This is a genomic window from Sulfitobacter sp. GN1-4 (genome assembly GCF_055693825.1).
On record NZ_JBVFUQ010000003.1, the window covers coordinates 1,944,721 to 1,966,664 of the forward strand.

Genomic DNA, 21,944 nt, shown 5'->3' on the forward strand with positions numbered 1-21,944 from the left:
GCCGCACCCCCGATCTGTTAAAGCCTTCGGGGGTAGCAGTCTGACCTCAGGATCGCAACCAATCGGCGGGGGCAGGGCGGTGGCTGGCCCTTATTCTAGCCTTCGTTAATGTCTTCGGTGACCACCCGCGCGCCGCTGGATTGCTTGCGGAAAACCGCCTTGAGCGCGATCCATCCGATCAAGGACAACACCGCGTAAATCGCCAAAATGGCTGGGATGTTGCCCAAGCTTACGGTGGCCACGATAGCGGCCATCGCAACAGCCCCCAGCGCAAAGCCCAAAAAGATGAACCCAGGCGCCAGCAATTCCAGAATGCCCACGCCCAAAGCGATGCAAATCCAAATCCACCAAAGGGTCAAAAGATCCTGCATTACCCACGTCCTTTCAAAAGCTTAAAGGCATCGGTGAAAGCGGTCAGCGCCTCTGCGGGGACCACAACGGTCTGATTGCCTTCGCCGCTGCCCATGGTGCTGACGGCCTCTACCTGCTTGAGCGCAATCTGGTACTGCGCGGCCTCAAGCCCGTTTTCATTGATTGCCTGGGCCACCACCTGCGTGGCATAGGCTTCGGCCTCAGCCAGAATGCGCCGCGCCTTGGCGGTTTGCTCAGAGGCGTAAAGCTCCGCGTCCGCGGCCAGCTCCACCGCCCGTTTGGAGCCTTCGGCCTCTGTCACCTGCGCGCGCCGAGCGCGTTCGGCGTTAAGCTGCTGCATCATCGCGGCCCGTGTCGCGGTATCCAGATTGACGTCCAACAGCTCAGCCCGTGTGACCTCAATCCCCCAGTTGTCCACGGCGTCTTCAACGCTGGACTTAATGGTGGTGATCAACTGCGACCGGTTGGCCTGCACCTCATCCAGATCCATCTTACCAATCTCGGCGCGCACAATGCCGGCCACAGTGGTGGCGATGGCTGAATCCACGTCGCGGATGCGGTAGACGGTCTTTTCGGGCTCCGTGATGCGGTAGAACACGGATGTGTCGACCTGCACCAAGACGTTGTCGCGGGTGATCGCGTCCTGACTGGCCGTGGGCAACTGCCGCTCCAGAATGGAGATCTTATGCGCCACCCGGTCAATGAAGGGCACAATCATGTTGATGCCAGGCCCCAGAACCGACCGCAGCCGCCCAAACCGCTCTACCACGTGCTGTTCGGACTGCGGCACAATCTTGACCGACTGCAAAATCAGTACAACGACCAGTGCCGCCAGCAACAGCCAGGCCAGGTTGTTTTCCAGGATGGAAAGTATCAATGTCTCAAAATCCACAATGGCTGTCCCTTGATCACTTAATTTACGCTAAATGTGGGGTCACAGCCCTGTGATTGCAAGTTTTCTCCGCCTGCAGTAGGCCCTGCATCACCCAGTGAAAGGACGGCGGCATGGCCCAGATTACCTTTGAAAAACAGGCCCAAGACGGAAAAGCGCGCGCAGGGGTGATCAAAACCACCCGTGGCGACATCCGCACGCCTGCCTTCATGCCCGTGGGCACTGCCGCCACCGTCAAGGCGATGCTGCCCGAAAGCGTGGCCGCCACTGGGGCCGATATCCTTTTGGGCAACACATACCATCTGATGCTGCGCCCAACGGCAGAGCGGATCGATGCGCTGGGGGGGCTGCATAAGTTCATGAATTGGTCCGGTCCGATCCTGACCGACTCTGGCGGGTTTCAGGTGATGAGCCTGTCTTCGCTGCGCAAACTGACCGAAAAAGGCGTGACCTTCAAAAGCCATATCGACGGCTCAAAGCACGAAATCACCCCCGAACGCTCAATGGAGATCCAACGGCTCTTGGGCTCAGACATCGTGATGTGCTTTGACGAATGCCCCGCCTTGCCCGCCGACCGCGCCCGCATCGCTGAGAGCATGCGCTTGTCGATGCGGTGGGCCAAACGCTCCAAGGACGCTTTTGGCGACCGGCCCGGTCACGCGCTCTTTGGTATTCAGCAAGGCGGGCTTGAGGAAGATTTTCGGGGCGAGAGCGCCGAGGCCCTGCGCGAGATTGGCTTTGACGGCTACGCCGTGGGCGGCCTGGCCGTGGGCGAGGGGCAAGAGGCGATGTTCGGCTGCCTCGATTATGCGCCCGATCAACTGCCGCAAGACAAGCCGCGCTACCTGATGGGCGTGGGCAAACCTGATGACATCGTGGGCGCAGTGGCGCGCGGCATCGATATGATGGACTGCGTGCTGCCGTCCCGCTCCGGGCGCACGGGGCAGATCTTTACCCGGCTGGGTGTGCTCAACATCAAAAACGCCCGCCACAAGGATGATCCACGCCCGCTGGATGAAACCTGCACCTGTCCGGCCTGCCGCAGCTATTCACGCGCCTATCTGCACCACGTCTTCCGCAGTGATGAGATCATCGCCTCCATGCTGCTGACCTGGCACAACCTGCATTATTACCAACAGATCATGTCCCAGATGCGCACAGCCATTGCCGCAGGCACCTTTGAAGCATGGCAGAAGGATTTTCACGCCACACGGGCCCAAGGCGATATTGACCCGCTCTGAGCCTGCTTGCGGGCGGTCAGCCCTCTCTTTGGTGAACATTCTTTCCGTCTGAGGGCCGATCAGGCGGTGGGGCCCATTCAGCCGCCTGCCTTACGCGCGGAAGGCTTAGACCATCTTCAAATCGCCTCACATTTAAGCCGATCTGTGACAAAGCGGCGCTTGCGTCTCTTGGCCCTTGGCGCAATGATATGGGCAACCTCAAAACTTTGGGGATTGAAACAATCAGGCCTCACCTACATATCGGGTCAACTACAGGAGACGCCAAAGGTTGCCGCGAACGGGACCGCAGACGTCTTGCTATCATAAGGAATTGAGCATGTTAGAACCCCTCAACGCGTCCTATCCCGTCTTGCCGTTGCGCGATATCGTGGTATTTCCCCACATGATCGTGCCGCTTTTCGTGGGGCGCGAAAAGTCTGTCCGCGCACTCGAAGAGGTGATGGCGGATGACAAACAGATTCTCTTATCCAGCCAGATCGACCCGGGCGAGGATGATCCCAGCACCGACGGGATCTTCAAAGCCGGTGTGCTGGCCAATGTGCTGCAGCTGCTGAAACTGCCCGACGGCACGGTCAAAGTGCTGGTCGAAGGTCAGGCGCGCGTGCGCATCACCGAATACCTTGAGAACGACAACTTCTTTGAGGCCCGCGCCGAGTATCTGACAGAGATGCCAGGCGATGCGGCCACCACGCAGGCGCTGTTGCGCTCTGTCGCGGATGAGTTTGAGCGTTACGCCAAGGTCAAGAAAAACGTGCCAGATGAGGCCCTTACAGCCGTTGGTGAAACCTCTGAGGCGGCGCGTTTGGCTGATCTTGTGGCCGGTCACCTGGGCATTGAGGTGGAGCAGAAGCAGGACCTTCTGGAAACCCTCAGCGTCAGCGAGCGGTTGGAAAAGGTTTACGGCCTCATGCAGGGCGAGCTGTCTGTGCTGCAGGTTGAGAAAAAGATCAAAACCCGCGTCAAATCTCAGATGGAGCGGACCCAGCGCGAGTACTACCTGAATGAGCAGATGAAAGCCATTCAGCAAGAGCTGGGCGATGGTGAGGACGGCAAGAATGAAGTCGCTGAACTCGAAGAGAAAATCGCGGAAACCAAGCTTAGCAAAGAGGCCAAGGAAAAGGCCGAAGCGGAGCTGAAAAAGCTCAAGAACATGAGCCCGATGTCGGCTGAGGCCACCGTGGTCCGCAACTACCTCGACTGGATGCTGTCGATCCCGTGGGGCAAGAAAAGCCGCGTTAAAAAGGACCTCGGCAAGGCGCAAGAGATCCTGGATAACGATCACTACGGGCTGGAAAAGGTCAAAGAGCGGATCGTCGAATACCTCGCGGTGCAACAACGCTCGTCTAAGCTCAAAGGCCCGATCATGTGCCTGGTGGGCCCTCCCGGTGTGGGCAAAACCTCGCTTGGTAAATCAGTGGCCAAGGCAACGGGACGCGAGTTTATTCGCATCTCGCTGGGTGGTGTGCGCGACGAATCTGAGATCCGTGGCCACCGCCGGACCTATATCGGCTCCATGCCTGGCAAGATCATTCAGGCGCTGAAAAAAGCGAAAACCACGAACCCGCTGATCCTGCTCGATGAAATCGACAAGATGGGCCAGGATTTCCGTGGTGACCCTGCGTCTGCCATGCTTGAGGTGTTGGACCCTGAACAGAACTCGACCTTCGTGGACCACTACATGGAAGTGGAATATGACCTGTCGAACGTCATGTTCCTGACCACGTCCAACAGCTACAACATGCCCGGGCCGTTGCTTGACCGGATGGAGATCATTCCGCTGTCTGGCTACACCGAGGATGAAAAGCTGGAGATCGCCAAACAGCATCTGGTGACCAAACAGGTCAAGAACCACGGCCTGAAGGCCAAGGAGTTCGCGATTGAGGATGGTGCAATCACGGATGTGATCCGCTACTACACCCGCGAAGCGGGCGTGCGGAACTTGGAGCGTGAGATCGCAAAAGTGGCGCGTAAGTCTTTGACAAAGATCGTCAAAAAGGAAGCAGAGACTGTCGTGGTATCGCCCGACAACCTCGATGACTTCTTGGGCGTGCGCAAACACCGCTACGGCTTGGCCGAAAAGGAAAACCAGATCGGTGTTGTGACGGGGCTGGCCTATACCTCCGTGGGCGGAGAGCTGCTTCATATCGAAGCGCTGCGTCTGCCGGGCAAGGGCCGGATGAAGACCACAGGCAAGCTGGGCGATGTGATGAAGGAATCCATCGACGCGGCCAGCTCTTATGTGCGCTCTATCTCGCCGCAGATCGGGATCAAACCGCCCACCTTTGACACGCTGGACATCCACGTGCACGTTCCCGATGGGGCCACGCCCAAGGATGGCCCCTCAGCGGGTCTGGCCATGGTGACTTCCATCGTGTCCGTGCTGACCAAAATCCCCGTGCGCAAAGACATCGCCATGACCGGCGAGGTATCTTTGCGCGGCAATGCGATGCCGATCGGTGGGTTAAAAGAAAAGCTTTTGGCCGCACTTAGGGGCGGGATCACAACCGTTCTCATCCCCGAAGAGAACGAAAAGGATCTGCCGGATATCCCCGACAACGTGAAAGAAGGGCTGACCATCATCCCTGTCTCCCACGTGTCTGAGGTGCTGGAACACGCGCTGGTCAGCAAGCCTGAAGCGATCGAATGGGATCAGGAGGCAGAAGACGCCGCTGCCGCTGCGGCCCTGGCGGCTAAGGCCACAGGCGGGGACGCTGCCACAGCGCATTGATCTGACATCAGCTAGGGCGCGCAAGCGCTTGGTAATGAAATAGAAAACGCCCCGTGCTCTGCGGGGCGTTTTTGCGTTTGGCGGTGCGATGTGAGTAGGGACATCCAGCACGTCCGCCCCCTCTGGCGTCCGGGCCTTAACCCGCGTTCTGCCATCCGAACCCGCCATCACAGGCGTTCAGCCACAGCAAAACCCACCGTAACGCCCCATTCAAACCCACGGGGCGTTCTACTGAGCACACCGTTGGTGCAGGCACCGTCGTGCCTCACCCTTGGCAGGCCAAAGGATCAGTCCAGCACGGGCACCGACATCAGCACCGCCAAAAGCAGCACGGTTGCCGTCCCCGAACTGCTGCTTGTGGCATCCGCCACAATCACCGGCGCATCCACCACCGGATCCGCCAAGGACCCGGCCTGCACCCCGGTGCCAGCCAGCGTTGCGGCGATAACAGCCGCCAGATACATCTTGCGTTTCATCATAAACCCCCAAGTTTCACGCAAGGATAAGCCTAGCCAATCTGCATCAAACCGCAAGCAATGCTGGTGCTGAGGCGCAAAATCCGTTACGCTCATGCACATCATCTTGCGTAGGGCAGGGGGTTGCACACATATTCCAGTGGCCCGCCCCCCGTAGGAAGAGGGCACCCCATTGGGCTGCCTGCGCATCAAAAATAAAATCATACAGGCGAGAGCACCGTGAGCACCATTGCAAAGAAATCACCCAAAAGCCGAACCGCGAGCAAATCGCGGGCCAAGTCCGAAAGCTCAGCGAAAGACGCACTTGGCGCGGCCCCCACAACGGCCGTCACCGGCAACGCCCCAGCGCCCGCCGCCTCGGCCCCTCCACGTGTGGTCGAGGCACCAAAGTCTGTCGTTCTGGGCCCTGTGATGCGCAAGAAAGAACTGGTCGATGCGGTTGTTGAACACTCCGGCAAGAAAAAGCGCGACGTAAAGCCGATTGTTGAAAGTATGTTGGAAATCCTGGGCACCGCCCTGGTCGAAGACCGCGAGCTTAATCTGCCGCCCTTCGGCAAGCTTAAGGTGCGCAAGGCCAAGGAAATGCCGAACGGGCGTGTGCTGGTTACCAAGATCCGCCAACCCAAGCCGAAAAAAGACGCCCCGTCTGAGTAGAACCGCCTCTTGCACGCGCTATCCGAACCGGCTAAATCCCCGCCTCATGGGTGATTAGCTCAGTGGTAGAGCGCTTCGTTCACATCGAAGATGTCAGGAGTTCAAATCTCTTATCACCCACCATTTCCCCTTTGTCCCAGCCACGACTGACACAGCCAGATCGTGTGTCTGCGGGGGAAAGACCAAAGACGGCCCCAATGTCCAACATCCCAAAAATCTGGTTTCTGCGTCACGGCCAAACCGAATGGAATCGCGCGTTCCGCCTGCAAGGCCAGCTTGATTCACCCCTGACCGATCAGGGCTTGGCCGATGCCCAGCAGCAGGCGCAGCTGATGCCGCTCATTCTGGCCGAAAACCCTGCGATTTTCGTCTCACCCTTGGGACGCACCCTTCAGACCGCGCAGATCGCCCTGCACGGCGCGCCTTTTCAAACCGATGACCGGTTGATGGAAATTCACGCCGGCCACTGGCAGGGCCGCACCCGTGATGAGATCATGGCACAACATCCCGAGTGGGCCGCGACCCAGCCCACAGCGCTTGAGATTTACGAGGCCGCCGAAGGCGGAGAGGGCCTCACCGCCTTTCACGCCCGGATCTGCAGTTTTCTGAACGATTTGACCGGTCCCACGGTGATTGTGGCCCACGGGCTTTTGGGCCAGGTTCTGCGCGCCCAGGTGCGCGGCTTGCCGCTGGCTGAGGCAGGGCATCTGTCCAACAATCAAGGCTGCATCTATCTGCTTGAGGACGGTCAGGAGATCGTTTTGCGCGCCGAGGCAGAGCACAGCTAACGCATCTGCACATCAGTGCAAAATGGGGCTTGAAGCCCATCCCCGCTTGCGCTAAGAGGTCCAAACGGCGGGTCGTTAGCTCAGTTGGTAGAGCGCTTCGTTTACACCGAAGATGTCGGGAGTTCGAGCCTCTCACGACCCACCATGCCCCCCTCTCTGCCGTAACCAAATCACCTCGAACAGACGCGGCGTGATCCCTCATGGGTTGGAACCGTCAGGCCGCAAAGGCTTTGCCTTGCCCGACGGTTAGGCAGGTGCGGGCAGGCGCGCCATATCCTAACTCCACATCCGGAAAGAGTGTCAGCAGTTCATGCCGTGCCTCAGGGGTGATCCCCCTTATCCAGATGCGCCGCATGTAGGCTTTCTGATGCGGTGCCGTTGGCAAAGATTACCTCATGCTGGTCCAGCAGCAGGTGGTAATACGTGCACCCCGTTGATGTGGGCTGCACGATGTCGCGGCCATTGGCAAGGGCCTTGGCGGGCACCAGCACTTCGGATTGACCGACCAAAAGCTCCGTGCGCCAGCCCCCCATCAGCATCCGGTGTTGTGGCGATACGGCCATGTCGGCAAAGGGCAGGTTGGGCCCCAACGCCCCTTTTCGAATGATCACAGGCGCCAAATGCGGCTCATGCGCCATGCGCGCGGCATCGACCTTGGTGGCCTGCAGCCACCGCAGCTCTTTGAAACCGCCATCACGGGTCAAAATCAAATCTCCCGCAACCAGCAAAGAGACATCTACCTGGCCACGCGCCGTGGTGATCAGCGTGCCGGCGGTATAGCAGGGGATCAGGCCTTGTTCGAAGGTGATGATGCCCACGCTTTCAGGCACATGCGCGGTTTCTCCATCCCCGGATTCTTCATCAAAGAACAGACGCGCCTCATCATCGCGGTTGTCGTTGCGCAACTGCACGTTGCCCGCGTCCGCGTCGTTGAGGGATTGGGTTTCAGCCAGAGTGATCCCGTTGTTAAAACTTGCCCCCAGATCGAAATACTGCACCCCGGTGGTCAAATTATCTGAGACAACAGCCGTCCCGTTGTCTGCATCGCCACCTTGCGAAATCGCGATATAGCCGACGGTTTCGCCTGTGTTCACGCCATCCGCACGCGATCCTTCTTGCAAGGCCACGTCAAAGCCATCGGCGGTGATGTTAAACGGGTCGCTGTCGGCGACATGCGGATCATTCTCGCTCATCCGGTTGGTTAGAACGACGGGCGGATCGCTGAAATCTCCGTTGAGCGTGACCGCAGACGCGGTGGTGCCGGTTGTCGTTGTGCCTGCTTCGATGATGCGCCCGTCCGGCAACTCATGCACGCCGGGCTTTACCGCGATCCAATTGATCGTTTCCGTCGCGGGGTGAGGACCGTCCTGATCTTCCCATTCGGACAGCTTGAACGTGAACCCGGTGGCATCCACCGATGTCACAACCAATGAAAATTCATCGCCACCGTTGTTGGTGGCGGTCAGCATCACAACCGCATTCTGAATCTCTTCGGTAAATTCAACGCGGACCTCTTCATCCGCGCCAAATCCGCCCCGTGTGAGTGTTCCAACTTCTCCGCGCGCCATCGCCCAGTCTCCTGTGTGTCAAAAAGGGGGATAATTGGCGGGCCTGCCCAATTTTCGGGGCAATTGTGGCAAATCAGGGGATTTACACTTTTGGGCGCTGTCTGGGATGCGTCAGAAACAGACCCTTTGCCCCATAAAAATATGGCTTTTGCGCGTAAATCAGGGTGCCTGAGATCGCGCAAAACCAAGCTTAGCCGCCCGCGATCCCTGCAACGGTTTTACAATGCATCAACCGCCCATGGCGCGCAGCGAACAGTCCTTTGAGAAGCGTCTCGAAAAGACGGCTACACAGAAAAAAGTTCTGGACAATGAAGGGCTTAATTACCCATCCTATGGTCAGAAATCCTGCTAATCTGCCAGACACCACAACAGTTCAAAACCACATTTACCCGTTTTCCATTCCAACTTTGGGACGTTTTTGCTTATGCCTTTTTCCATCCAGTTTGATTACCGCCTAGATACCCAAGGGTTTTTCACCGCAGAGGTGCGCGCCGCTCTCGAAGCTGCCGCGGATATCTGGGAGGACCTGATTGAGGATGACTTTCCGGTTTTGCAGGCAGGCCAGCCCTTTACCGTCGCCAACCTTGAGACGGGCGAACGCGAACCCGTTACCCTGACAGAAGACCTCGAAGGCATTCTTGTCTTTGCCCATACGTCAACCAACCTTTCAGGATCCCTGGCGCAAGCGGGGGCGACGGGCTTTGACATCACCGGCGACATCAACCGCCTACGCTTTACCAGCGAGTTCCGCGAAGAAGGGGCCACAACGGATTTTGAACCCTTCGCGGGCACCTTTGCGGTCAATCCAACCTTTGACTACAGCTTTGCGCTGGATGGTCCTGAGGACGGCAAGTTCGACATGATCTCCATCGCTATCCATGAGTTGGGGCACATCCTGGGCATCGGTGGGTCCGCAACCTTTCAGGCCTTTGTCGAAGGCGAAACCTTTACCGGCCCCAATGCAATGGCCGTCACCGGTGGCGCTGGCATCCCGCTGGAAGAAGACCTTGCCCACATCAACGACGGTCTGGCCACAGGCCCCCATGCGCTTGAAAAAGACACTGCCCCCGGCACGCGCGACCTGCCGGGTGATTTCGAAAAGGCGATCCTGGCGGACATTGGGTATGAAATTGAGGGCTTTGATAAACAAGGCACATCCTTTGAGCTTGCCACCGAAGAAGGCGAGCGGATCATTGGCACGGCACTGGGTGAAACCATCGACGGTTTGGGCGGCGAAGACCGCATTTCCGGCCGCCTGGGCGATGACACCATATTGGGCGGCTTGGGCGATGACGCGCTGTTTGGAAATGAGGGCGATGATTATCTGGTGGGCGGAGCAGGCGGCGACAGCCTGTCGGGCGCCACGGGCAACGACACGCTGATCGGCGGCGATGGGGATGACACCCTTTCGGGACGTGAAGACGATGATGCGATCCTGGTTGGGGCTGGCACCAATGTTGTCTTTGGCAACGACGGTGTGGATTCGTTTTACTTCATGGTCGGGGACGGACGCGGGCGGCTGAACGATTTCGATTTCGTCAACGAAAAGCTCTATATCGATCCGTTCTTTGGCCTGACCACGGCGGCCCAGGTGCTGGATCTGGTCACTCAGCCCAGCAGCAATGTGGTTGAGGTCGTGCTGCCCGGCGGGGCCAGCGCCTTTGTCTTTACCAATGACACCGGCGACACGCTGACAGAGGCGAACATCGAAATTGGCAGGCTCGACGATGGGGGCGAAGACGCGGGCACCCTGACTGTGGGCGACACCAGCAGCGAAGACATCGCAGGCACCGCCGCAAACGACAGCCTTGCAGGGGGCGACGGCAACGACGTGATACGTGGCAACGGCGGGCGCGATGTGCTGCGCGGCGATGCGGGCGACAACGTCCTTATGGCGGGCAGCAGCTTTACCGACGGCACCGCCGGGGCCACGGCCCTCTATTTCGATAACGCGGATGCCTACACGGTTCTGGGCGGATCGACCTACGCTGTGGTCACAGGCCCCGGCGGAACCCGTGACAAGCTCTTTGGCGTGGACACGATCATCTTTGATGACGCCACATTGGCGCTTGAGGACGGCTCAGCGCTGGATGGGGCAGGCGCACCAGAAGACTTCCTGATCGCTGAGCGTGTGGCCCTGCTTTATGAAGCGGCGTTGAACCGCGATGGCAATATCGACCTGCCGGGCCTGAATTTCTACATCTCTGTGACAGAGCGGGACAACCTTTCGGATGAATTCCTAGCGGCGGATCTGATGAACAGCCCTGAGTTCACGGCAAGCTTTGGGGATGTGGATACGCTGTCGAATTCAGCCTTCCTTGAGCAGATCTATCTCAACGTGCTCGACCGGGCCTCTGACGCGGCGGGGCGGCAGTTCTATTTGGATCTGCTCAACGATGGCACCATCACCCGTGCACTGGCGCTGGCAGATATCGCCGTCAGCCCAGAGAACGCGCGCGAATCTGAAGAGGTGTTGATGGGCCTTTACCAATCGGATCCGGGGGACTGGGCGTTCCTCTGACGCGCTGTGCATCTGCGCACGATATATGCGCCAAAGGTGGGTATATGTGCGCATTGATACAGGGCCAGTTTTGCTTACTTTGAGATCAACAGATCTTTCAAGGAGGCCATGAGATGAGTTGGAACCCCGCACTTGATCCCGATTGTCCCGTTGGGGACGCGGTAGACGCCATTGAAACCGTGATTGTGCCGCGTGCACGCGATCTGGGTGGCTTTGAGGTTCGCCGCGCCTTGCCCGCCCCAAAACGGCAGATGGTGGGGCCGTTCATCTTTTTTGACCAGATGGGCCCTGCTGAGTTTCTGACCGGCAAAGGCATCGACGTCCGCCCGCATCCGCATATCGGGCTGGCGACGGTCACGTATCTCTACAAGGGCAAAATCCACCACCGCGACAGCCTGGGCACAGATCAATGGATTGAACCTGGGGCCGTGAACTGGATGGTGGCTGGGCACGGCATCACCCATTCAGAACGCGCCGATGGCGATTACGTCAAACAGCCCCACAGTCTTTTTGGTCTGCAAACCTGGGTGGCATTGCCGCAGAAATACGAAGACGAACCGGCTGATTTTCAGCACGCGCCCAAAGACACACTGCCCCTGCTGGAAGGTGAGGGGAAAGAGGTGCGCTTGATCCTGGGCGACGCTTGGGGGGAACGTGCGCCGGTGAAAGTGTTCTCAGAGACCTTTTATGCCGATGCGCTGCTTGAGGCTGGGGCCAGCATCCCCATGCCCGACAATCACGAAGACCGCGGGCTTTATGTTGTCTCCGGTGCGGTTGAGGTGGCAGGCCAGCGGTTTGAGGCGGGGCAAATGCTGGTTTTTCGCCCCGGTGACCGGATTTCTGCCAAAGCCGCAGAGCAAGGCGCGCGGATCATGCTGTTGGGGGGTGCCACCATGGATGGGCCGCGTCATATTTGGTGGAATTTCGTGGCCTCTTCGAAGGACCGCATCGATGCTGCGAAAGAAGCCTGGCGTGCCGGAGACTGGGCACATGGGCGTTTCCAACTGCCCCCCGGTGACGATCAGGAATTCATTCCCGCACCCGCCCGATGAGGCGACAGAAAATTCGTGCAAATTTTCTGTCTCAGACCCTCTTTGCGTCTTGACGCCCCTGGCAACCGCTCATATTACGACCAAACGTTTTGGGGCTGACCCAAAACATGCAGCGGGCGGTTGTAGCTCAGTTGGTTAGAGTACCGGCCTGTCACGCCGGGGGTCGCGGGTTCGAGCCCCGTCAACCGCGCCACCGCTGCCTGAATTGGGTCCCTCCGGGGACCCTTTTTCGTTTTGTGATTGCGTGACGGTGGGTTTGTGCGGGCGCACAGACTTTTACCTCTCCCCCAAGCGCTCAGCCCGTGCCAAGACGCGCCCCCGCCGGGTGTCCCCGCGGGGACAGAAGCCAAAGGTCTATGCAGATCAGCCACTTATGGGCGGATTAACACTTAAGTAGGGATTTCAAAGCCTTGCCCATCCAGAAAGGCCAAAAGCGCTTGGGCGGTTTCCTGGGGATGTTGGTCCACAAAGAAATGCCCGCCTGGCACCGCTGCGCTTTGAAGGTTTGAAAACCGATCCGCCCAGGTTGCGGGCACGTCATAGGCCCGCGCCATCGCGCCATCCGCGCCGTACATCACCAGGGCAGGGCACGTAAGACGCCGCGCAAGATCGGCGGCGTCGAGATCAAAGTCGTGATCCAGTGCCGCGCGGTAATCTGCACACATGCCCCGGATCGTTTCCTTTTGCCGCCAGGCGGCGCGGTAGGCCTCAAGCGCTTGCGGCGCGAAGTCAGACAGGCTTGCCGCACCCCATCCGGTCAGGCAGGACGAGAAAAACTGTCAGGGTCGTGGCCGATCATCGTTTCTGGGAAGGGGTAGGGCTGGGGCAGGAAAAACCAATGGTAATAGGCCCGCGCGACCTCTTGGGTTAAGTCAGCCAACAGCAGGTGCGTGGGTACGATATCCATCACCGTCAGGCTCATCACCGCCTCAGGGTGATCCAGCGCCAAGCGGTGCGCTGTGCGCCCGCCCCGGTCATGCCCAATGAGGTGGAACTGCTCAAACCCCAGATGTGCCATCAGCGCCTGTTGGTCTGCGGCCATCGGGCGGAAGGAATAGGGCGCGGTGCCTTCAGGTTTGCTGCTGGCGCCGTAGCCGCGCAGATCAGATGCGATCACCGTGTAGCGGTCTGCCAGAACCGGGGCCACCGCGTGCCACATCGCATGGGTTTGCGGAAACCCGTGCAGCAGCAAAACCGGCGGGCCATCGCCGCCTTTGACAAAAGCGATTTCTTGGCCGTTCACCTGGGCCGTCGCCCGTTCAAATCCTGCAAAGAGTGTCATAAGCCTCCACGTCACATCAGGCATGGCCAGCCTGACCCTGCGGGTATAGGAGGACGTATGAACACCGCATCTGTCAACTCTGGTCGCTGGGGCATTGCCTGCATGATTGCGGGCATGTTTCTGATTTCGATCAATGACATGCTGATCAAAAGCATGTCCGGCGCCTATCCCCTGCATCAGCTGGTGTTCCTGCGGAGTTTTATCGCAATCTTTTTTTCGCTGGTCCTGCTGCATTGGGAAGGCGGCTGGCGGCTGTTGAACACCGGACGCTGGGGGCTGCATCTGTTGCGTGCGGTGCTGATTGTTTTTGCCAATAGCGCGATCTATGCCGCGATTGTCGCGATGCCCTTGGCAACGGCCAACGCGATCTATTTTGTAGCCCCCTTGTTTGTGACGCTTCTGTCCATACCGGTATTGGGAGAGCATGTGGGCCTGAGGCGTTTCATTGCCATTGGCGTGGGATTTGGCGGCGTGTTGCTGATGATGGTGCCGCAATTTGGCGGCGGTCAGGACAGCCTGGGCTGGGTCGTTATCTTGCCGGTGCTGGCGGCGGCTGGATATGCCAGCATGTCGGTGCTGACCCGCAAACTGGGGGCTACCAGCCGCGCCTCAGCCCTGGCCACGCATATTCAGTTTTCCTTCATCATCATCAGTGCTGCGATGTATTTTGCGGTGGGCGATGGGCGGTTTGTGGATGACAGCACCAATGACAGCCTTCGGTTTCTGTTGCGCGCTTGGGTCTGGCCTGAGCCGGGCGATTGGTGGCCGATCCTGGGGCTGGGGGCGATTGCCGGGGCGGTGGGCTATTTGATGAGCCAGGCCTACCGGCTGAGCCGGGCCTCCGTGGTGGCACCGTTTGAGTATATTCTGCTGATCTTTGCGCTTTTCTGGGGGTGGACGGTTTTTGATGAATGGCCGCAACCTGTGGTCTTTGCGGGGGCGGCGATTGTGATCGCCTCAGGTGTTTTCGTTTTCCTGCGCGAGGGCAAGCTGAAAGCGCAGGGTGACACGCAGGGGTAGGTTTGGCGCCTGCGGGGCGAGTATTTCGCGCTTTATCGCTGGTGGTGTGATGGGGGGTGAGCGGGCTTTTGAGTTATAAGAGGAAAGATGAAGCGCAAGGGCGCGCGCCATGGCCAGTGGGGGAACTGGTGGTGCGGGTTTGACGGGGTTTGGCGTGTGTTGGGGACCTGCGGTGCGAGCCGTTTGTTTGTGGCTGCTGCTGGGCGCGCGCGTCAGTCTGGATGGGCAGCCAAATGGGCGTCGCGCTGGGTTTGGGCCCGGCGGTGCAGCGCGCGCATGTCGGCATCGTCCAGGCCCAGCTCATCAAGGTGCCGGATCAAGCTGTCGAGATAGGCGAAATTGGTGCCCAAGTTGCCTTCGGCCTTGGCGATCATGGCGGCGGCCTCATCCTGGGTCAGATGTGGGACATAGCGGTGGTTGCTGGGGTCCATGACAAAGAGCAGCGCCTCCACCGGGCCTTGGGGGGTCTGCAAGGTTTCAAAGACCGGCACATAGGAGCCTGAGAACATCTCTCGGTTCCACATGAAGCGGGTTTCCTGATCAACGAGGGCGGCCTCAATGCGGAAGACCACGCCGGCGCAATGACCCCCCTTGTCGAGTGCGGCCATCAGGCCGTGGCAGTCCTCGCTGCCGCGGCCGCCTTCAAGTTGCATGCAAAGCGCCGTTGCCAGCCGGGCAGGGTGGCGTAGCGGTATTCTGCGACCTCCACGCCGGGATCCCAGATCAGCGAGCCATAGGCGAAGACCCAAAGATCCTGCTCAAACCTGCCTTTGAGGGTTTCAAGCCGATTTGCCTCCCGCGCGTCGTGGTCCATGCGCCAGCCTGGGCCCAGCCTTCTTCCGCGGCCTGGATGTCCAGCTCATCAAAGCGGTCGCGGCCAAAGCGCACGTCGGAGGCATCGGGCGGGGTGATGCGCCCTTGCAGGGCCGGGGTGTGGCGAAAGACGTGGGGGGCGAAGGGCATGGCGGGTCCGTCTGGGAATAGGAGGGCGCGGGCGTGCCTAGGTCAGTGCATCAAGGATGCGCGCCCAGGAGCGGATGCCTTTGTGAAAGCTTTCCATGTCGTATTTTTCGTTGGGTGAATGCAATTGGTCGTCGTCCTTGCCAAAACCCACCAGCATCGGTTCGGTGCCCAGGATCGCCTGGAAGTGGCCTGCGATGGGGATGGAGCCGCCGCAGCCGACATAGGCTGCGGGGATCTGCCATTCGTCGGACAGCGCCTGGCGCGCCTTTTCAAACATCGGGTCAGATGTATTGGCCCCTGAAGCCTGGCTGGCACCGTGGCCGTTAAAGCTAACCTCAACGTCGGGGGGCAGCATGTCTTGCACCATCTGGCGGAAACTGGCGCGGATGGTGTGGGGGTCTTGGGTGCCTACGAGGCGGAAGCTGATCTTGGCGTGGGCTTGGGAGGGGAGCACGGTTTTAAAGCCGTCGCCGGTGTAGCCGCCCCAGATGCCGTTGACTTCGCAGGTGGGGCGCGACCAGATCATCTCAAGCGGGTGCGGTCGGCTTCGCCGGCGGGATGGGAGAGGCCCACGTCGCCCAGGAAGGCCTGGTGGTTGAAGGCCAGGCCCTGCCATTGCGCCTCCAGCTCATCTGAGAGTTCGGGCACGCCGTCGTAAAAGCCGGGCACGGTGATGCGGCCGCTGTCGTCATGCAGGGAGGCGATGATGCGCGCCAGCACGCGGGCAGGGTTCATCGCGATGCCGCCGTACATGCCGGAATGCAGATCCTTGTCGGGGGCGGTGATGGTCAGCTCTTCGCCCAGAAGGCCGCGCAGCATGGTGACGATGGCAGGGGTTTTGGATCTCGAATAGCCCGGTGTCGCAAATCAGGGCGATGTCGGTTTTCAGCTCTTCGGCGTTTTCTTGCATGAAGGGCACGAGGGAGGGGGAACCTGATTCCTCTTCGCCCTCAAAAAAGAAGGTGATGCGGCAGGGCCAGCTGCCTTTGACCTCTTTCCACGCGCGCAGAGCCTCAACAAAGGTCATAAGCTGACCCTTGTCATCGGAAGATCCCCGCCCCCGGATGACCTGGCCTTTGGGGGTGTCTTCGATCTGGGGATCAAAAGGATCATTGTCCCACAGCTCAAGCGGGTCGACGGGCTGCACATCATAGTGGCCGTAGAACAAAAGGTGTGGGCCGCTGTCGCCCAGATGGCCGACGACCATTGGATGGCCCGGAGTGGGGCGTTTGCTGGCCTCAATCCCCATGCCTTGCAGGTCTGCGACCAGCCAATCGGCGGCGCGGTCGCAATCGTCTTTGTAGGCCGGATCGGTTGAGATGGAGGGGATGCGCAGCAGGTCGAGCAAACGCTCTGTTGCGGCGGGCAGGTCTGCGTCAATACGGGCGAGGACGGCGTCAAGCGACATGGGGCACTCCGGTCGGTGTTGGTTTTGCGCGACCGTATCAGGCGGCGAGGCGGTGTCTAGGGGATCTGACGGAGTTGGATGCGGGTGGGACGCTGTACCTACTTGAGCAGCTTGCGCATGCTGTGGCGGTCAGGGACCAGATGCGCGCCTTGTCGTTCGTAAAAAGCGATCCCGCGGGTGTTGCCTGCGTGCACATGCCAGTCAAATCTGCTGACACCTGCGGCGCGGCCATAATCCTCAAGCCGTGCCATCAGCGCCTCTCCGATCTTTTGGCTGCGCAGGGTGGGGGCCACAAAAAGTTCTTTAAGCTCCATCTGGGTTCGATGGTCTGGCCGGGCTTCGTTGACAGAGACGAAAAGGGCTGCGGCAGCGAGGCCAATGGCGCTACCGTCTGGGGCAAAGGCGACAGCCAGCCTGTGCGGTGTGTGCGGCTCCAGCAGGGTTTGCACATGCGCGGCGGCATCGGCTGGGGAAGCGGCACCCCCAGGATCCGTTTGGGAATGTGCATAAAGTTGGAGCATCAGCGGGGTGAGCGCCGCAACATCGCCGGGCTCAGCCCACCTGATCATGGGGCTGAGGGGGAGTTTGGGGGACTTGAGGAGGGAGCCATCTTGCCTGCGCTTGCGATCATCTATGGCGTTGATTTTACGGGGATTGGCGGATGCGGGCAACGTCAGGGCGGTGCATCCGTTCGCTTTGGTGGCAAAGGATGTGCGACGCGCCGCAGATCGGAAACTTTGATCCCTGTGGGCATTGACCCAGATCAAAGCTGCGACAACACGTTCAGCTATAACGCATTGAAGCTGAGAATACGTTTCTATATTGGTTCTAAAACCAGCGGGTCCGGGCACAGCCGGATCATGCCAGACGGAGTACCGCATGAACTTTGATGCGAAATTGGATGAGGCGATTGCGCGCCTGCATGATGAAGGTCGCTACCGGACTTTTATTGATATTGAACGGCGCAAGGGCAACTTTCCCCACGCCATCTGGACCCGTCCGGATGGATCTGAACAAGAGATCACCGTTTGGTGTGGCAACGACTATCTTGGCATGGGCCAGCATCCTGTGGTTCTGGCCGCGATGGAAGAGGCGTTAAAATCCACCGGTGCCGGGTCAGGCGGGACGCGCAACATCTCTGGCACCACCGTCTATCACAAGCGGTTGGAGGCGGAGCTGGCGGATCTGCATGGCAAGGAAGCGGCGCTGCTGTTTACATCAGCCTACATTGCCAATGACGCGACGCTGTCGACCCTGCCCAAGCTCTTTCCGGGCCTGATCATTTATTCGGATGCGCTGAACCACGCCTCCATGATTGAGGGTGTGCGCCGCAATGGCGGGGCCAAGCGGATCTTCCGTCACAACGACGTGGCACATCTGCGCGAGTTGCTGGAGGCCGATGATCCAGAGGCGCCGAAGCTGATCGCGTTTGAATCGATCTATTCCATGGACGGTGATTTCGGCCCCATCGAAGAGATTTGCGATCTGGCGGATGAATTTGGCGCGCTGACCTATATTGATGAGGTTCACGCGGTTGGCATGTACGGCCCCCGCGGTGGCGGTGTGGCTGAGCGTGATGGTCTGATGCACCGGCTCGACATCATCAACGGCACCTTGGCGAAGGCTTATGGTGTGATGGGCGGCTATATCGCGGCCAGCGATAAGATGTGTGATGCGATCCGGTCCTATGCGCCGGGCTTTATCTTTACCACGTCCTTGCCACCTGCCGTAGCGGCGGGGGCTGCGGCATCGGTCAAACACCTCAAGACCGCGCAAGAGTTGCGGGACAAGCACCAGCAGCAGGCGAGCATCCTCAAGCTGCGGTTGAAAGGCATGGGGCTGCCGATCATCGATCACGGCTCGCATATTGTGCCGGTGATGGTGGGCAATCCGGTGCATACAAAGATGCTGTCGGACATGCTTCTTGAGGATCACGGCATTTATGTGCAGCCGATCAATTTCCCCACAGTACCAAGGGGCACGGAGCGTCTGCGCTTTACACCGTCGCCGGTGCACGAGTTCAAAGAGTTGGATGCTTTGGTCAAGGCAATGGACAACTTGTGGTCGCATTGTGCGCTGAATCGTGCCGAGCTTGCGGGTTAAATAGGTAAAATTCGTATTTTCCGTTGCACTGTGCTAACGTAAACGAAACAAAAGGCTTAATTCGAATCGGCCGCTCGCTTCGAAGAAAAGTTTACAGGTACGTTAACACGGGGCGATGGGATGATCGGGCGCTGGTCCTCTAAGATCACAGAAGAAGAGCATGCTGAGCCAAAAGGGTTTGATGCTTTTGAGCTGAGACTTGGGGATGTCATGCGTGGTGAACGCGCCACGATGGGCAAATCCTTGCTCGACGTACAGCGCGAATTGCGTATCAAAGCAGCCTATATCGCGGCCATTGAAAATGCCGATCCCGAAGCCTTTGATACGCCGGGCTTTATCGCAGGTTATGTGCGGTCCTATGCACGTTATCTGAATATGGACCCTGATCAGGCGTTCCAGTGCGTTCTGTGACGAATCTGGTTTCCAGGTGGCGCATGGCATGTCTGCCGAAGCCTCAGTGATCAAAAAGCCCACCTTTGAAGAGCGCAAGAAGCGCCCGCAGGAAGCGGATCTTTTGCAAAACCCAACATGCCTTTCACCCCCGCAGGCGAGAGCCTGTTCAGCCGGGTGGAACCTGGGGCGGTCGGCTCCATGATGGTGCTGATCGGCTTGATCGGTGCGCTTGGGTTTGGGGGATACACCGTACTGCAAGAAGTGCAGCGCGTGCAGGTGGCCCCGGTCGATCAGACGCCGGTGGTCCTGTCTAACCTTGATCCGCTGGATGGTGCGTTAGCGCAGACCGCTCAGGAAGACATTACGGCAGGCGCACCCCGTGCGATTGAGGCACCGCGCAGTGATGCGCTGGATCGTCTCTACCGGCCACAAGCGCTGGACGTGCCAGTTTTGGTGGCGCGTGATGCGCCCATCGCAACGATTGACCCGCGCTCCGTTGGCAACTTTGTCAATCCCGCAGACCAGCAAGCCGGCCTGACCGCCAGCTTGGGAGGCAGCACATTCAACACCGATCTGGCCGTGAACGAAGCCTTGGCGTCCTCACCCGGTGTGCCATTGGTTGTTGAGGCGCCTCAGGAAGGGGTGCGCATGGTTGCGGCATTCCCCTCTTGGGTGCGGGTGCGTGCAGCGGATGGCACCGTGATCTTTGAAAAGGTCATGGACAAGGGCGAGGTTTACGACGTTCCCGCGACGGAAGAGCCTGCCACACTGCGCACAGGCGAATCTGGTGCGTTGTATTTTGCCATGTCGACCGGGTGCTTTGGGCCGGTGGGCGATCGCGGCACGATCACCTCGAACCTGCCGTTGAACCAGCAGGCTTTGGCCGAACTGTATGAGCCCGTTGATCCCACGGTGGATCAATCCCTGAACCGGATGTTTGCGGATCTGCGTGAGACGGATATTGATCCGGCGATCCTTTCCGCGATGCCCTGTCAGATCAACTAAACCAACCACCGTTCCACATGCGACACTGCGTATCACATGGTGCAAGATGCGCCGTGGTTTTGACGCGCTTTGGCTGATGCCGGTTTTTCGAACACCACTGCGGCGTAGAAATGCATGCGCCCCGCAGCGCAGGACCTTGCCCGAAATCAGTGATTTCAACGGGTTGCACCTTGGATTTTGCTGCAGGTGCCTGCATCTGCCCAAGCTCTTGAAACACCATGAATTCTGAGGCTGTGGCCTTGCGCTGTCCCTTGCCCTTGTGTCAACTTTGCTTGACAGGATTGCGCTAGATGTGCCCTTTGACTAGGTACGTAGTGTGAAACCCACCAAAAAGGTCAGGCTCATGTCGCTGAACCATATCCGTCCTTGGCGTAACATTTATCGCCGGAAATCCCGGCAGATCATGGTCGGAAACGTACCGGTGGGGGGCGATGCGCCGATCACGGTGCAGACCATGACGAACACGTTAACCACGGATGTGAAGGCCACCATTGAACAGGTGCAGGCCGCAGCTGAGGCGGGCGCTGACATTGTGCGGGTTTCCGTTCCGGATGAGGCATCCTCAAAGGCGCTGAAAGAGATTGTGCCCGAGGTTTCCGTGCCCATCGTGGCGGACATTCATTTTCACTATCGCCGGGGCATCGAAGCGGCTGAGGCAGGAGCGGCTTGTTTGCGCATCAACCCAGGCAACATTGGTGATGAAAAGCGCGTCAAAGAAGTCATCAAGGCGGCGCGGGATCACAACTGCTCCATCCGTATTGGGGTGAATGCCGGGTCTTTGGAAAAGCATCTGCTTGAGAAATACGGTGAGCCCTGTCCAGATGCTATGGTGGAATCCGGTCTCGATCACATTAAGATCCTGCAAGACAACGATTTTCACGAGTTCAAGATCAGCTGCAAAGCCTCTGATGTGTTCATGGCCGCAGCCGCCTATCAGCAACTGGCTGAGGCCACGGATGCCCCCATTCACCTTGGCATCACCGAAGCGGGTGGGTTGGTCAGCGGGACGATCAAATCGGCCATTGGCCTGGGCAACCTGCTGTGGATGGGGATCGGCGATACAATCCGTGTGTCGCTCTCTGCTGATCCGGTGGAAGAGGTTAAGGTCGGCTATGAGATCCTGAAGTCTTTGGGTTTGCGGCACCGGGGGTGAACATCATCTCATGCCCTTCTTGCGCGCGGCAGGGGTTTGACGTGATCAAAACGGTTGAGGTTTTGGAAAAACGGCTGGAGCATATCAAGACGCCCATGAGCCTCAGCATCATCGGTTGCGTGGTCAACGGCCCCGGTGAGGCGTTGATGACGGACGTCGGCTTTACCGGCGGTGGCGCAGGCTCTGGCATGGTCTATCTGGCGGGCAAAACAAGCCACAAACAAGACAACGACACGATGATTGAGCACATTGTGGAGCAAGTTGAAAAGAAGGCTGCTGAGTTGGACGCACAGGCAGCGCAGACAGCGCAAGCGGCTGAGTAAAC

At 59.0% G+C, this 21,944-nt stretch carries 16 protein-coding genes, 3 tRNA genes and 4 pseudogenes; 13 read left to right on the top strand and 10 right to left on the bottom strand.

Features of this window, described 5'->3' with window-relative positions; all coding sequences use genetic code 11:
• Positions 1–95: 95 nt before the first annotated feature.
• Together ACZ1HM_RS10135 and ACZ1HM_RS10140 are read right to left on the bottom strand one after the other, a co-directional pair.
• On the bottom strand, positions 96–371 hold the full coding sequence (locus ACZ1HM_RS10135; RefSeq protein ID WP_472742672.1) for an NfeD family protein: 276 nt from the start codon (positions 369–371) through the stop codon (positions 96–98).
• Entirely contained in the window at positions 371–1,264 is an 894-nt protein-coding gene (locus ACZ1HM_RS10140; RefSeq protein ID WP_472742673.1) for an SPFH domain-containing protein, read from the bottom strand. Before ACZ1HM_RS10140 ends, ACZ1HM_RS10135 begins: the two co-directional genes overlap by 1 nt.
• Positions 1,265–1,377: 113 nt before the next feature.
• Here ACZ1HM_RS10140 and tgt point away from each other — a divergent pair, with 113 nt between their 5' ends.
• Positions 1,378–2,505 (top strand): tRNA guanosine(34) transglycosylase Tgt, encoded by a 1,128-nt coding sequence (gene tgt, locus ACZ1HM_RS10145; protein ID WP_472742674.1) that lies wholly within the window; start codon positions 1,378–1,380, stop codon positions 2,503–2,505.
• 316 nt (positions 2,506–2,821) lie between these two features.
• Positions 2,822–5,233: an endopeptidase La gene (gene lon, locus ACZ1HM_RS10150; RefSeq protein ID WP_472742675.1), complete on the top strand. Its 2,412-nt coding sequence runs from the start codon at positions 2,822–2,824 to the stop codon at positions 5,231–5,233.
• 287 nt (positions 5,234–5,520) lie between these two features.
• Here the strand turns inward: lon and ACZ1HM_RS10155 are convergent, their stop codons facing one another.
• Complete coding sequence (locus ACZ1HM_RS10155; protein ID WP_472742676.1) at positions 5,521–5,709, bottom strand: hypothetical protein; 189 nt, start codon at positions 5,707–5,709, stop codon at positions 5,521–5,523.
• A 219-nt stretch (positions 5,710–5,928) separates the two neighbouring features.
• Here ACZ1HM_RS10155 and ACZ1HM_RS10160 point away from each other — a divergent pair, with 219 nt between their 5' ends.
• The 4 genes from ACZ1HM_RS10160 (at position 5,929) to ACZ1HM_RS10175 (ending at position 7,296) form a co-directional block, all read left to right on the top strand.
• Positions 5,929–6,363, top strand: a complete 435-nt coding sequence (locus ACZ1HM_RS10160) for an HU family DNA-binding protein (protein WP_472742677.1) — start codon at positions 5,929–5,931, stop codon at positions 6,361–6,363.
• A gap of 48 nt (positions 6,364–6,411) precedes the next feature.
• A tRNA-Val gene (locus tag ACZ1HM_RS10165) sits at positions 6,412–6,486 on the top strand.
• Between the two features lie 74 nt (positions 6,487–6,560).
• Positions 6,561–7,151 carry a histidine phosphatase family protein gene (locus tag ACZ1HM_RS10170; protein WP_472742678.1) on the top strand — a complete coding sequence of 197 codons (591 nt, stop codon included), beginning with the start codon at positions 6,561–6,563 and terminating at the stop codon, positions 7,149–7,151.
• A gap of 69 nt (positions 7,152–7,220) precedes the next feature.
• Positions 7,221–7,296: transfer RNA gene (locus ACZ1HM_RS10175), tRNA-Val, on the top strand.
• A 175-nt stretch (positions 7,297–7,471) separates the two neighbouring features.
• On the opposite strand, the gene ACZ1HM_RS10180 is transcribed toward ACZ1HM_RS10175, so the two are convergent.
• Positions 7,472–8,719, bottom strand: coding sequence for a Hint domain-containing protein (locus tag ACZ1HM_RS10180; protein WP_472742679.1), 1,248 nt, complete (start codon positions 8,717–8,719; stop codon positions 7,472–7,474).
• A gap of 424 nt (positions 8,720–9,143) precedes the next feature.
• Between ACZ1HM_RS10180 and ACZ1HM_RS10185 the strand changes: the two genes are divergently transcribed.
• The 3 genes from ACZ1HM_RS10185 to ACZ1HM_RS10195 all read left to right on the top strand — a co-directional run bounded on the left by ACZ1HM_RS10185 (position 9,144) and on the right by ACZ1HM_RS10195 (position 12,485).
• Positions 9,144–11,240, top strand: coding sequence for a DUF4214 domain-containing protein (locus ACZ1HM_RS10185; RefSeq protein WP_472742680.1), 2,097 nt, complete (start codon positions 9,144–9,146; stop codon positions 11,238–11,240).
• A 113-nt stretch (positions 11,241–11,353) separates the two neighbouring features.
• Positions 11,354–12,292 (top strand): pirin family protein, encoded by a 939-nt coding sequence (locus ACZ1HM_RS10190; protein ID WP_472742681.1) that lies wholly within the window; start codon positions 11,354–11,356, stop codon positions 12,290–12,292.
• 116 nt (positions 12,293–12,408) lie between these two features.
• A tRNA-Asp gene (locus ACZ1HM_RS10195) sits at positions 12,409–12,485 on the top strand.
• A gap of 196 nt (positions 12,486–12,681) precedes the next feature.
• Here ACZ1HM_RS10195 and ACZ1HM_RS10200 read toward each other — a convergent pair.
• Both ACZ1HM_RS10200 and ACZ1HM_RS10205 read right to left on the bottom strand, forming a co-directional pair.
• Positions 12,682–12,957: an alpha/beta fold hydrolase gene (locus ACZ1HM_RS10200; protein ID WP_472742682.1), complete on the bottom strand. Its 276-nt coding sequence runs from the start codon at positions 12,955–12,957 to the stop codon at positions 12,682–12,684.
• A 92-nt stretch (positions 12,958–13,049) separates the two neighbouring features.
• Positions 13,050–13,574, bottom strand: coding sequence for an alpha/beta fold hydrolase (locus ACZ1HM_RS10205; RefSeq protein ID WP_472742683.1), 525 nt, complete (start codon positions 13,572–13,574; stop codon positions 13,050–13,052).
• A 57-nt stretch (positions 13,575–13,631) separates the two neighbouring features.
• Here ACZ1HM_RS10205 and ACZ1HM_RS10210 point away from each other — a divergent pair, with 57 nt between their 5' ends.
• The gene (locus ACZ1HM_RS10210) at positions 13,632–14,594 is read left to right on the top strand and encodes a DMT family transporter (protein WP_472742684.1); all 963 of its coding nucleotides are present in this window, start codon (positions 13,632–13,634) and stop codon (positions 14,592–14,594) included.
• A 212-nt stretch (positions 14,595–14,806) separates the two neighbouring features.
• Here the strand turns inward: ACZ1HM_RS10210 and ACZ1HM_RS10215 are convergent.
• The 4 genes and pseudogenes from ACZ1HM_RS10215 to ACZ1HM_RS10230 all read right to left on the bottom strand — a co-directional run bounded on the left by ACZ1HM_RS10215 (position 14,807) and on the right by ACZ1HM_RS10230 (position 17,486).
• Positions 14,807–15,408: pseudogene (locus tag ACZ1HM_RS10215) on the bottom strand (gamma-glutamylcyclotransferase).
• A complete protein-coding gene (locus ACZ1HM_RS10220; RefSeq protein ID WP_472744685.1) occupies positions 15,318–15,557 on the bottom strand; it encodes a hypothetical protein in 240 nt (79 codons plus the stop codon). The pseudogene ACZ1HM_RS10215 and the gene ACZ1HM_RS10220 overlap by 91 nt, the downstream one beginning before the upstream one ends.
• A gap of 37 nt (positions 15,558–15,594) precedes the next feature.
• Positions 15,595–16,965, bottom strand: a pseudogene (locus ACZ1HM_RS10225) (M20/M25/M40 family metallo-hydrolase).
• Positions 16,966–17,063: 98 nt separating this feature from the next.
• Positions 17,064–17,486: a GNAT family N-acetyltransferase gene (locus ACZ1HM_RS10230; RefSeq protein ID WP_472742685.1), complete on the bottom strand. Its 423-nt coding sequence runs from the start codon at positions 17,484–17,486 to the stop codon at positions 17,064–17,066.
• 358 nt (positions 17,487–17,844) lie between these two features.
• Here ACZ1HM_RS10230 and hemA point away from each other — a divergent pair, with 358 nt between their 5' ends.
• The 3 genes and pseudogenes from hemA (at position 17,845) to ispG (ending at position 21,942) form a co-directional block, all read left to right on the top strand.
• Positions 17,845–19,068: a 5-aminolevulinate synthase gene (hemA, locus tag ACZ1HM_RS10235; protein WP_472742686.1), complete on the top strand. Its 1,224-nt coding sequence runs from the start codon at positions 17,845–17,847 to the stop codon at positions 19,066–19,068.
• Between the two features lie 120 nt (positions 19,069–19,188).
• Positions 19,189–20,466: pseudogene (locus tag ACZ1HM_RS10240) on the top strand (helix-turn-helix domain-containing protein).
• A 343-nt stretch (positions 20,467–20,809) separates the two neighbouring features.
• Positions 20,810–21,942, top strand: a pseudogene (ispG, locus tag ACZ1HM_RS10245) (flavodoxin-dependent (E)-4-hydroxy-3-methylbut-2-enyl-diphosphate synthase).
• Positions 21,943–21,944: the final 2 nt, after the last annotated feature.